General features: G+C 61.4%; 14 protein-coding genes and 2 pseudogenes. 6 read left to right on the top strand and 10 right to left on the bottom strand.

Features of this window, described 5'->3' with window-relative positions; genetic code table 11:
• A partial coding sequence (locus N826_RS37260) for a Mu transposase domain-containing protein (protein ID WP_044437544.1) occupies positions 1-533 on the top strand: 533 nt, incomplete at its 5' end.
• Positions 527-1,184: pseudogene (gene istB, locus N826_RS37255) on the top strand (IS21-like element helper ATPase IstB). The gene N826_RS37260 and the pseudogene istB, both read left to right, overlap by 7 nt.
• On the opposite strand, the gene N826_RS37250 reads toward istB, so the two are convergent.
• The gene (locus N826_RS37250; RefSeq protein ID WP_044437542.1) at positions 1,179-3,284 is read right to left on the bottom strand and encodes a recombinase family protein; all 2,106 of its coding nucleotides are present in this window, start codon (positions 3,282-3,284) and stop codon (positions 1,179-1,181) included. The pseudogene istB and the gene N826_RS37250 sit on opposite strands and share 6 nt — an antisense overlap.
• Positions 3,285-3,334: 50 nt before the next feature.
• Between N826_RS37250 and N826_RS43935 the strand changes: the two genes are divergently transcribed.
• From N826_RS43935 to N826_RS37240, 4 genes and pseudogenes are all read left to right on the top strand, one after another.
• Complete coding sequence (locus N826_RS43935; RefSeq protein ID WP_147041278.1) at positions 3,335-3,784, top strand: hypothetical protein; 450 nt, start codon at positions 3,335-3,337, stop codon at positions 3,782-3,784.
• A gap of 23 nt (positions 3,785-3,807) precedes the next feature.
• A pseudogene (locus N826_RS42540) lies at positions 3,808-3,942 on the top strand (ATP-binding protein); the annotation flags it as partial.
• Between the two features lie 800 nt (positions 3,943-4,742).
• Positions 4,743-4,883 carry a hypothetical protein gene (locus N826_RS43930; protein WP_157599419.1) on the top strand — a complete coding sequence of 47 codons (141 nt, stop codon included), beginning with the start codon at positions 4,743-4,745 and terminating at the stop codon, positions 4,881-4,883.
• A 12-nt stretch (positions 4,884-4,895) separates the two neighbouring features.
• Positions 4,896-5,228, top strand: a complete 333-nt coding sequence (locus N826_RS37240) for a VanZ family protein (protein ID WP_044437540.1) — start codon at positions 4,896-4,898, stop codon at positions 5,226-5,228.
• A gap of 37 nt (positions 5,229-5,265) precedes the next feature.
• Here the strand turns inward: N826_RS37240 and N826_RS41070 are convergent, their stop codons facing one another.
• From N826_RS41070 to N826_RS37210, 9 genes are all read right to left on the bottom strand, one after another.
• Complete coding sequence (locus N826_RS41070) at positions 5,266-5,682, bottom strand: zinc ribbon domain-containing protein (RefSeq protein ID WP_052832755.1); 417 nt, start codon at positions 5,680-5,682, stop codon at positions 5,266-5,268.
• The gene (locus N826_RS46205) at positions 5,673-5,978 is read right to left on the bottom strand and encodes an ISAs1 family transposase (protein ID WP_052832754.1); all 306 of its coding nucleotides are present in this window, start codon (positions 5,976-5,978) and stop codon (positions 5,673-5,675) included. The genes N826_RS41070 and N826_RS46205 overlap by 10 nt, the downstream gene beginning before the upstream one ends.
• Positions 5,979-6,013: 35 nt before the next feature.
• Positions 6,014-6,154 carry a transposase family protein gene (locus N826_RS46200; protein WP_084721520.1) on the bottom strand — a complete coding sequence of 47 codons (141 nt, stop codon included), beginning with the start codon at positions 6,152-6,154 and terminating at the stop codon, positions 6,014-6,016.
• Positions 6,155-6,166: 12 nt separating this feature from the next.
• Positions 6,167-6,292 carry a transposase family protein gene (locus tag N826_RS45575; protein WP_147041279.1) on the bottom strand — a complete coding sequence of 42 codons (126 nt, stop codon included), beginning with the start codon at positions 6,290-6,292 and terminating at the stop codon, positions 6,167-6,169.
• A 43-nt stretch (positions 6,293-6,335) separates the two neighbouring features.
• Positions 6,336-6,518, bottom strand: a complete 183-nt coding sequence (locus N826_RS37230; protein ID WP_044437539.1) for a hypothetical protein — start codon at positions 6,516-6,518, stop codon at positions 6,336-6,338.
• A gap of 489 nt (positions 6,519-7,007) precedes the next feature.
• A complete protein-coding gene (locus N826_RS37225) occupies positions 7,008-7,307 on the bottom strand; it encodes a helix-turn-helix domain-containing protein (protein ID WP_044437538.1) in 300 nt (99 codons plus the stop codon).
• Positions 7,308-7,763: 456 nt separating this feature from the next.
• Positions 7,764-8,351, bottom strand: coding sequence for a DUF3102 domain-containing protein (locus N826_RS37220; protein ID WP_052832753.1), 588 nt, complete (start codon positions 8,349-8,351; stop codon positions 7,764-7,766).
• Positions 8,341-8,991 carry a ParA family protein gene (locus N826_RS37215; protein WP_044437537.1) on the bottom strand — a complete coding sequence of 217 codons (651 nt, stop codon included), beginning with the start codon at positions 8,989-8,991 and terminating at the stop codon, positions 8,341-8,343. Before N826_RS37215 ends, N826_RS37220 begins: the two co-directional genes overlap by 11 nt.
• A gap of 514 nt (positions 8,992-9,505) precedes the next feature.
• The coding region (locus N826_RS37210) for an RNA-guided endonuclease InsQ/TnpB family protein (RefSeq protein ID WP_044437536.1) at positions 9,506-10,396 on the bottom strand (891 nt) is incomplete at its 5' end.

Here is a 10,396-nt window from a genome sequence, read left to right as displayed (position 1 = left end):
CTGATCTATGCCTCCGCTCAAGATCTGGCGTGAGACCTGACGAAACCGCGTTGGAAGCTCATCTGATCGCCTGGATGGGCGACATCGCCGACGTGCGCATCCATGGCACGACAGGCGAGCGGCCGATCGACCGGTTCACGCGGATCGAGGCCGCCAGTCTGCAGCCGCTGGAGGGACGTCCGCCCTATCATCAAATCCGGGAACTGCGCCGCAAGGTCCACGCCGAGGCCACGATCGAGATCGACACCAACCAATACAGCGTGCCCTGGCGGCTGATCGGTACGAGCGTGACGATCGAGATCAGCGCTGGAATGGTGCGGGTGTTCCAGGCCGGCGTTGAAGTGGCGCGTCATGAGCAGGCGAGTGGCCGCCGCCAGCGGGTCCTTGATCCCGGCCATCTCGCCGGCATCGTCGGAAGTCCCGCAGGTGCTCGTCATCCGGCGTCGCCGAGCAGTATCGCACCGGCACCGCCGGAATCAGAGCTGCTCCGGCCGCTGACGGAATACGAAGCGGTGATCGGAGGTGGATGGTGAGCACCAATACCGATGAGTTGGCCCAGATGCTGACGCGTTTGAAGCTGACAGCGATCCGTGACCAGCTCGACGCGCTGCTCGATGAGGCGGCGCGGCGACAGATGAGCCTTCGGGAGACGGTTGTCTTTTTATGCGAGGCCGAGATTGCCCGCAAGGATGAACGCCGCGTTCACATGGCCCAGAGCCTTGCCAAGTTCCCGTATCTGCGCACTCTGGATGACTTCGAGTTCGACGCCCAGCCGTCGCTCGACCCGCGGCAGATCCGCGATCTGGCAACGTGCCGCTGGATCGCCAACGGCGATGCACTTCTGGTTCAGGGGCCGCCAGGAGTCGGCAAGACGCACCTGGCCGTGGGGCTTGGCCGCGAAGCGATCCGGCGCGGTTCCTCAGTCCTGTTCATCGGCGTCCGCACTGGTAACGGTTCTGAGCAAGGCGCAGGTGGACGGACGACTGGAAGAGCGGCTGACCCACTTCGCCAAGCCCAAGCTGCTGATCGTCGATGAACTTGGTTATCTTCCCCTGGAGACCCATGCCGGGCACTTGTTCTTTATGCTGGTCAGCCGCCGGTACGAAAGGGGCAGCATTCTAATCACCAGCAACCGGAGCGTAAGCGAGTGGGGGAGCATCTTCAATGATCCAACGACTTCATGATGCCTTCCTCCGTGATAGACTGGTGTGTCGAACCAGGGCCCGCAGTTCCGGGATACGCTCTTCGTCGAGCGTGATCTGCCAGGGCATACCCCTGGCAAGTTGATGGCCGGAAAGCCATCCCCTTTTCAACCATTTGAAGATGGTCTGACCCGTGATTCCGAGGACCTCGGCCGCACCCTGGATCGAGTAGGTGCCGTCAGGCCAGCGCATCGGATTAGGATCCGTTCCGTTGATCTTGACGGTCGCGATGCCCCACTTCCTGCGCAGCAGGTAGATGAGGTGGTGCCCGAATGTCCTGCCACGCGGTGTCAGAAAACCCTCGGCATTGAGGATGGCGGCGATGTCGGCGTCGATCCGGCCCGCCGCGTTGAGAGCGCGCACCCGGCTCTCCAGTTCCCCGGCCTGGGCATAGTTGTCGTAGGCGTGTACCGTGCGCCGAAAATCGTGATCGCTGACGGTTCCGGTCTGCCAGACCAGGCGGACCAGTACGCGACCGGGCGACCGCTTCTGGTCCAGGATGGCTTCCTGGAGGACAAGGCGCACGATGCGCTTGCGATCCGCCGCGGTCGTCGTCGGCGCATGCCAAACGTCATCGACGCTCTCGCCGAGCGCCAGGATCTCGGCCCGGCCGGCATCGTCCAGCGCCAGCGGCTGTTCCCGGCGCCAGCGTTCGTATTCCTCCTCGACCTGTTCGACGGCACGCAGCCGTTCCTCCCAGCCCCGTTCCAGCGACCGGGCGACCAGCCGGTTCTCCGGTTCAACCGTGTCGTACTGGCGGCGGGCGCGTTCCGCCTCATACCGGGCGCGCTCGCGCTTGAGCGCCCATTGCCGCTCCAGCAGGCGGGCCTCCTCCTCGATCTCGCCCAGGGCGGCGACGGCAAGCGCCACCTGATCGGGCGCCAGCGCCGCCAGGATCAGGCGCTCGACCTCGGCGTCGAGCGGCAGGGCGCGGACTTCCTGGCAGGTTGGATCGCCACGCTGGCTCTTGTCGGCGCAACAGCGATAGACCGGGTATTCGCCGTGCGGCCCGGAATATCCCAGCGTCATCCGGCGTCCGCAGCGTCCGCAGACGGCAATGCCCTGGAGCAGGGCCATGCCCTTGCGCGGCGCTCCCCGGTGATTGGCCTCATAGCGGTTGATGTTGTCCGACAGCCGTTTGCGGTTAGCCATGAACTCCTCCCAACTGATGTAGCCGGGATGTGCGTCGATCAGGCATACCGGCCAATCCTCCGGAGCCCGCGTCACCGTCCCGCTGCGCGGCGATCCGGAGCGCCGACGACCGGGATCCTGCCAGTGCCGGCCGTAGACGTAGGCTCCTGCATACCCTGGATTCTTCAGGATGCTGAGCACCCGGCTGCCGTCGGCTGGCCTCCATACTACCGCGTGCGGGGCCGGTCCCCGCAACGGCCGCATCGGCAGTTCCAGTCCGGCGCGCCGCAGGGATCGCACGACGGCGTGGGCGCTTCCCAGGTCATGAAACAGGTGAAAGACCAGATGGAGGCGCGCCTGTACTTCCTCATCGGGATTGAGGATGATCGCACCGCCGCGTTCCTGCGCCAGACCGGCGGGCAAGGCCTGGCGCAACTCCCCGCGTGCCGCCTTCTGACGCTCGCCCTGGTGCAGGCGAACCTTGATCTGGTGCAGTTCCGCCTCGCTCATGATCCCGGACAGCCCGAGCAACAGCCGGTCGTGATAGGCACCTGGATCGAACAGGCGCTCGCCGTCGGCGATCAGCACGCCGAACAGGGCGCACAGTTCCACCAGCTGGTACCAGTCCCTGTTGTTCCGGGCCAGGCGCGAAGCATCCAGGCTGAGCACGAGGCCGGCGTGCCCAAGACCGATCTCGGCGATCAGCCGCTGGAAGCCGTGCCGGCCGTCGCTGGTGGCGCCCGAGCGCCCGAGATCCTCGTCGATCACCTGGACCCGCTCCCGGGGCCAGCCCAGCTGCAGAGCGCGGTCAACCAGGCGATACTGCAGCTCGGTGCTCTCCTGGTTCTGCCGAACCTGGGCGACCGATGACTGTCGCACATAGATGTAGGTTAGCTTGGCGCGATGCGCCGTGGTGATCCTGTCCTCACCGGGGGTCGTCGCCATCAGCATGAGGGATCTCCGGAGTTGCGGGAAAACGTGCCGCCCGCATCCGGACCATCATGGCGGCGTATTCCCTGGCGATCCTCCGCCGCACGTCCGGTAGCAGTGCCAGCCACAGTGTCCGCGACGCCGTCGGACAATCCGGCGGCGGCTTGGATGGCTGGCTGGTCCGAGGTGCAGGAGCGAGACTGGTCATCGGTGACTTCCTCTCTGGAAATCCTCAACAGCGCTCGCAGACAATCGGCCAGGGGCAGCAGGGTTCGCACGGAAATGCGCGCATTGCCCCGATCGGAAACGGCGTGTGCATTGGTCGAGGCCGGCGCGAGATCGGTTGCCGTCCGTCGCACGTGCCGACGCCGTCCATCGGGCAGGATCACCGTTATCCAATCCGGACCACGGCACGACACTTCGGGAGCGACATCAAGCCGCTGGCCGAAAAGAGAATGTCGCCGCTCCGTGATCGTGACCTCAGTGATCAGTCGATTGAAAACAGCGGCAGTCTGCGATGATCGGGGATAGTCTGGTCGCCACCGCGATCCTCGACCGCCTGCTTCACCACAGCCACGTGATCACCATTCGCGGCGACAGTTATCGCCTGCGTGAAAAAAGACGCTCGGGCCTGATCAAACCAAGTCAGGTCATCACTGATGCACAAGCGACAGTATGACTTGGCAGATACCCCCAGGAATGAGCGGCAGGCCAGCGCCTGCTCCCATCCCTGGACGATGATCTCCTGTTGGGTGAGCCCCCTCAAGCCAGGCCCTGCGGGCCTCCGCCTCCAGCGGCTTCGGGCTTGACCGGGCTCACCCAACAGGAGAAATGCTCCACCATGGATTGTAAGCAGTAATGACGCTGAACTGAACCGGGGACCCTTTCCTCATGTCGCCAGGGGGCCCTATCCTGACGTCGGTTGACACATTGCCGACTTCGCACAGCTCCCGACCAGATGGCCGACAGTGTTGAGCGCCGGGCCGATGCCGTACAACTGACCGCCGCCTGCTTCACCTCATCAGGTTGCCATAGTCATCACGATGCTCGAACAGGTACCAGCACCATCGACACAACCATTGTTGCCTGCCCCGGGGCATGCCCGGATTTCACCACCCGCACGCTGCCGCAGCGCGGGCAAAAGGACGATCCTGCACTCCACGTCACCAAGCTTCTGACTTCCTGCTCCGACATATAAAATCCGCCGTTACGTCGTGAAACCCTCAGCCAGCCCGCTGGTCTGCGTTTAAGATTATGTTAACCATAACGTCACAGTGTTGCCGCAACTTACCTGTGGAGACCTAAGATGGTTGCCTGGACCGACGGCTATGTTGCCGAGAACGAGTATGGGGCCGGTTTCTACCATACATGACATCGTCTTTTCGTTCCCTCTGCGTACACCTCACGGAGCGACTCCCATTACTCGCGGTTTTGCTCCTGCTTGCTGCTCGGAGGAAAACTGAAATCAGTGGATCTCGCATGACAGGCGATCCCCGTGCAAGGGCAGCCCTCTTGAGCTACGAAAAGGGCTTGAAGACGGCCGAGGGCACTCTGTTCGAACTGCGAACGCGCGCCGAAACGCCTCGGATTCCGCTGCTGCCGCTGCCGGAAACAGCCTGACATGGTGACGCGATGGCTGATTTGATTCTGATTGCAGGATGGAGCGCGCTGGCGCTGGCTGTTGTGGTCGGCTGCCTGGTTCCGGCTGACCGGCTACCCCGTCATCTGCCCAACGATAAGTTGCTGCATCTGCTCTCGTACGCAGCTCTCGCGCTGCCGGTCACAACGGTGGCGTCCAGCTCCCAGCATGCCATTGCCAACGCGGTGATCCTGCTGCTGGCCGGCCTGTTGATTGAGCTCGTCCAGCATTTCGTTCCCGGACGCTCCTTCTGCACGCGCGATCTGCTGGCAAATACCGCAGGCGTGCTGATCGGCACATTGACCGGTCTTATGCTTCCCTTCTGACTTCCTCCCCCCGCTGAAGCGAGGGGGTCCTTTCCGGTCATGCGACCCTGAGGAACTCCGGCACGCCGTCGCCGGCGAGCCGTTTCGGATTGGCGGAGCGGTTTTCCCAGCGGTGGAGTGTCCACCGCCTCGTCACGGTCCGCAGGGCGGCCTCCGCCCCGTCCCAACATACGCTGGGTTTGTTCTGTTTTAGCATATTCCTGCTGCCGGCCTGATCCGAGTGGATCACCTCACCGCAGTCGCGGCAGCGAAGCGCCCAGCGCGTGTGCCGGACGACGTTCTCGCCGCCGCAGCGGCAGCAGGTCGAGGAGGTGCCGCGCTCGCCGACCCGGACCAGGATGACGCCGACGGACACGCGCTGGCGGACCAGGCGGCCATGACTGTCGTCGAACACCGGCTTGGCCGTGGCATTGCAGGCGAAACGGTGCTGCTCGCAACACTCCTTTACTGCCACGAACGCCTTGCTATGATTGGCCTTGAGCACCAGCAGGTAATCGGCGCGCCCCGCTCCAGGATCCGGTCGGCGATTGCCTTTTGGTAGCCCGTAGCATCCAACGTCACGATGCAGTTCTTCAACGACAGCGTCTCGAGCAACTCCGGGATCGCGGTGATCTCGTTCGATTTGCCATCGATCTCGCGCTGGCGGAGCGCCAGTCCCTGCTCGCTGGCCCAGGCGCTGACCAGGCGCAGCGGTTCCTGTGTTCGGCCACGGTCAAAGGAGCGGCGCACGGTCTTGCTATCGATCGGCACGACTTCCGGTCAAAGGCCTCGGCAAAAGACTGAGCCTAGGCGCTGAAGCAGGCCTCGAAGGCATCGGGGGCGATTAGCATGAAGACGCGCCGAAAAGTGTCGTGCGACGGAATGCCGTTGGCCAGGGTCAGAAAGGATCGCAGCCAATCCAGCTTGTTGCAACCGTAGAGCGCGATGTCGTCCCAGCTCTACGCGCATGCGATCACCGCACACACCGCGAGGATCAGGATGTCGATCAGCCGATGATCGACCTTACCCGCGCATTGCGGATCCTCGATCCCTGAAAAGTCCTCGACTGTTTTCTTCACCGACATCGTCACCTCCCTTCGTTGTCGGAGGGAAAACCGGCATGGCCGGTCAGACTGTCAGATCCTGCCAACCCATCTCATGCGGCGCCCGTGGGGAGATATCCTTCGCATCGATGGCGTAGCTGCGAAGATGCTTGATCGGGATCAGGCCGAAGTGGCGTTTGCGGCTTTTTCTGTTTTTGCGGTACCGGCGCAGGCCCGGCTTCTGGTTTTTGTCGGGCGTCTCGCGCAACTTGGCCCGGAGCTCGAAGTAGCCGGTCCACGCTTCCGAGAGCTTTTTCAGGACCTTTTGGGCGATGGCAGCTGCCGGTACTCGGGTTCGCCCTTCATGATGTTCTGGAGGCGGGATCCGGTCGGCACTTCCTCCTTGGCGAGAAAACTCTGCCGGCAGCGGTAGTTGCCGGCATTTCACAGCCGCGATACGCGGTCGCCGACCAGCCTCAGATCAGTGCCTGAGCGTTCGGTCGGATCGATCCTGACGGTGTTGGCTGTGTTCATGACGTGAACAATGATGGAACGCTGGGGGTTTTGCCAAGGGCGGAAGGAGTGCCGCTTATGCGGCATCGCGTTTCCTCCTCCGGCTGAACCGGGAGGCTTCCACGTGCGAAGAGGCTGAACAAGCCCCCTGCATCCCGTTGGGAGACAAATTTTAAAGCCGAACTTGGACATTAATTTGTTTTAAGTTAAGCCATTCAAATATTATGCTAGTACTGTATAATACTCAATCATCCTTAAACAGAATATTATACGTGATAGGATCATAATACTGCATAATATTCCTAACGAAATCACGGGGCTTTAAATCCATTACAGCTGCCCACAATTCGTATGACTCGGGAGGAATTCTTCTGCGCCCCGACTCGATCATGGAAACCATGGTATAATTTTCCAAACTGGTCGCCTCGGCTACCTGCAGCTGCGTCAAGCCTTTGTTCAGGCGGCATTGCTTTAACCAAGCCCCACCCGCTTTGCGCAGATTTCTCACTTCCGCGCCACGGCCATGCTGAGGATGGACATACATGTCTTGCCCGCTTTCCGCTGAACCCACAACCTCAGAAGTCGCAATAAGATAGTTTAATCGATAGAGGTATCATTTGTAAAGACTGATAGGAGTTGAGACGTAAGCATGTTGGTTCTCTTGTGTTCCGACGCAGTACGCGAGTACAGCCGGTTTGCACACCATGGAACACACCATCTCCGCAGTTGATCGAGGGCCAGCCACCCTCTTGCGCTTGCGCCGTCGTGCTGATCGGCACTGCCAAGGCAATCCTAAGAGGGTTCCGTCAAACATGGCTACCAGCGCTTCCGGTTCCGGAGTTGCGGACGAGGCTTCAATGAGCGGACCGGTTCGGTGCTGAACCGGCTTCAGCTGCCAATCGATATGATGTTTTGATCGTGCTTTGGAGATTGCAGATGAAATCGAGGCTGCAGGGCCGGCAGAGCGGGGGAGATGAACCCACACCTGCCCCCGGTGACGCTAATCGACAATCTCTGCCAGCGCTTCTTCAATCTCGCGCAATTCAGTGTCCAAACGCTCCCTGTCGCGCCGCAGTTTCTCCCGGCGCGCTTCCAAATCAGCCCGCGTTCTCACCGGCTTACCCATGCGTTTTTGCCGCCAAGCTACCAACTCGGCGCGCCGTAGGTCCGGACGAATCAGCCCGTCATGCTTCGCACGCTCCAGAGATGACCGGTCCAATGTCGACAGGAGGTATATGGTCGAATACGCGCCTGGTAATTGGTTAAGGGATATCGTCTGCAGGCGGTCCATCTCCATTGCCCACCGCGCTGCCTCGCGCAATTGGTACGCCGTCCGTCCAGAGAAGGGTAAACGGGCCTCCACGGCCTCGGTATATTCCCCGTGCGCCAGAGTGTCCTTGGCTCGAATCAACAGCTTACCTATTTCCAGAAACGTGCCTTGGGCCTGCCGCCATAGATGATTAATGGTGGCAACGTAATCCTCCGCCGCCTGCGGCTCATTCCGAAGCGCTTCCAGCGCCAGCACACGCGCATCGCCTTCGACCAGCACCGGCTCCGGTGCATGATCCAGTTTAAGTCTACGCGACATCGGCTACCTCTTCATGACCCCAGATCCTCGAGCGCACAAAGCTCCACACCGCCCGCATTTCGTCGTTGCCGACATGGTTCGGCACGTCAATCAGACCTAACCCCTTAGCCCCTGCCCGCCAGTAGTCAGTACGGTCCATCACTTCCACTGGACACAACTCTCCCGCCTTCAACAGATACGTCTTCACCGCGTTGACATTTACTCGCGGCTTAACAAAGTTCAGCACAGCTACAGCGGGTCTGCCCTGTTCCCGCAGGTGCCGCAAGAATGGTGCTACCGATTCTGCATCATCGAAGGTCGGACGCGTCGGTACGACGATCAAATCGGCAGCATCAAGCAGCAGCTGGAATGCCGCGGGTTGGGTCTCGATTGACGGCGGAGTATCAATGATGACCAGATCAAACTCGCCCAATTCAGTATCATCTAAAAGAGCGTCGGCATCCTCCCACTTCACGCGGAAATGCGGGATGGCAGGAAGATTTTTTGGACGGCGACGCGACCAAGCCGTAAGCGTGGCCTGCGGGTCGAGGTCAGCGGTGACCACGTTCAGCCCATGGTGAACGGCAGCGGTTGCCAGATTACGCGCCATTGTCGTTTTGCCGGATCCGCCTTTTGGACTGGCGAGAACGAGGCGATACATAGCCCATCTCCCATAGTGGAGATGCCTTTTAACACACGGTCCGTCTTGGGTGTCAATGGAAGCAAATCACTGACCGGTCAGTATTGTAGGCCTGTGACTATGATACCTCAATCTGGCGACATGACGACCGCCAACAAGCTGACGCTGCACATCTCAGCGATGGTTCCGTCAGGTCGCGCACCAGATCGTGAATGGAGGCACAGATCAGCCTCGGCGAGTGGTGTCGTGGTCAAGCGAGTGCGAGCATACCAGGCAGGAGGGTGACCTTCTGGACAGGAGCACGACTTGCCAGTCGGCGCTGGGCTGACGATCCGCAAATCCTAGGACGTTCAGCATCGTCAGCATTATCGCCGAACTCAAGGTACGGTGGCACCGCGACCTTCCGGCAGTGACCAAGGGTCGCAGCCGCCATGCTCTTCCGGTCGCGTGGCAGGTGGCATATCTGCTTCTCGGCCGAGACCCCTGACGCCTGTGAACACTCGGCCGCCTGAAGGCGGACGGCTTCTGGAGCAAGCTATGCAGCCACCCGCGGGCTTAACGCTCCAAGGCCCGCTCCTGGCCCCTTTGACCACGGGAATGCCTGATGCTTGATGACCTTAGCCGCGTCAACGTCCCGATCCACAACCGTCCCGTAGCCGGGGCAGTTGTGGATGCGGTCGCTCAGCTTCTTCGGTGTCACCCGTTCGCAGCCATCGCATTCCTGGAAAGTTCCGTGTGGGTTGACCTTCGTGACCAGACCACCAGCATTTGCGGCTTTGTTATCGGTGAACGAGATCAGCTGGCCCCACGCGGCATTGAGTACCGACCGGGCGAGCATGCCACGTGCCAATCCGGTGACGTTCAGGTTCTCGAAGGCGATGTGAGAGTAGCGGCTGACCAGGATACGGGACAGCTTGTGGGCAAAGTCCCGCCGCTGGTTGGCCGTCCTGGCACTGTGTCGGGCAAGCCTCATCTTCGCCTTGAGCCGACGCCTGCTTCCCCGCCTACACCGGCCGAGGGCACGCTGGAGACGACGCTGTTTCCTGGATGCCTTGCCGGCCCATTGCGGTGTCGGCACGGTATCGCCGTCTGAGGTGGCGATCAGACTGGTCAAGCCGACATCGATGCCGATCACAGCCCTGACTGGGTAGGGTCCGTGAGCGGCGGGGGGTTCAACAGAGAAGCAGATATGCCACTTGCCGCACGACCGGGAGAGCACGGCGGCTGCGATCCTGGCTCCTGCCGGAAGCTCGCGGTGCCACCGGATCTTGATTTCGCCGGGGATGCCGACGATGCCGAGCTTCCTGGATTTGCCGATCGATAGTCCATCGCCAACTGGCAAGTCGGCACTGTCGAACATGCTTTTCGCCCGGAAGTGGGGGAAACCGCCCTTGCCCGTCCTGACCCTGCCGAAGAACGCCCTGAA

It is taken from the genome of Skermanella aerolata KACC 11604, from assembly GCF_000936425.1.
GTDB classification, from domain to species: Bacteria; Pseudomonadota; Alphaproteobacteria; order Azospirillales; family Azospirillaceae; genus Skermanella; species Skermanella aerolata.
This window is presented reverse-complemented; position numbering and strand designations above follow the sequence as displayed.

Excerpts from the sequence above, each read along its gene's own strand:
- N826_RS43930 (WP_157599419.1), top strand. The coding sequence starts at position 4,743 with ATGACAGGCGATCCCCGTGCAAGGGCAGCCCTCTTGAGCTACGAAAAG.
- N826_RS37215 (WP_044437537.1), bottom strand. The coding sequence starts at position 8,991 with ATGTATCGCCTCGTTCTCGCCAGTCCAAAAGGCGGATCCGGCAAAACG.
- N826_RS37220 (WP_052832753.1), bottom strand. The coding sequence starts at position 8,351 with ATGTCGCGTAGACTTAAACTGGATCATGCACCGGAGCCGGTGCTGGTC.
- N826_RS37250 (WP_044437542.1), bottom strand. The coding sequence starts at position 3,284 with ATGCTGATGGCGACGACCCCCGGTGAGGACAGGATCACCACGGCGCAT.
- N826_RS45575 (WP_147041279.1), bottom strand. The coding sequence starts at position 6,292 with ATGTCGGTGAAGAAAACAGTCGAGGACTTTTCAGGGATCGAGGATCCG.
- N826_RS37225 (WP_044437538.1), bottom strand. The coding sequence starts at position 7,307 with ATGTATGTCCATCCTCAGCATGGCCGTGGCGCGGAAGTGAGAAATCTG.
- N826_RS43935 (WP_147041278.1), top strand. The coding sequence starts at position 3,335 with ATGGCGGCGTATTCCCTGGCGATCCTCCGCCGCACGTCCGGTAGCAGT.
- N826_RS37240 (WP_044437540.1), top strand. The coding sequence starts at position 4,896 with ATGGCTGATTTGATTCTGATTGCAGGATGGAGCGCGCTGGCGCTGGCT.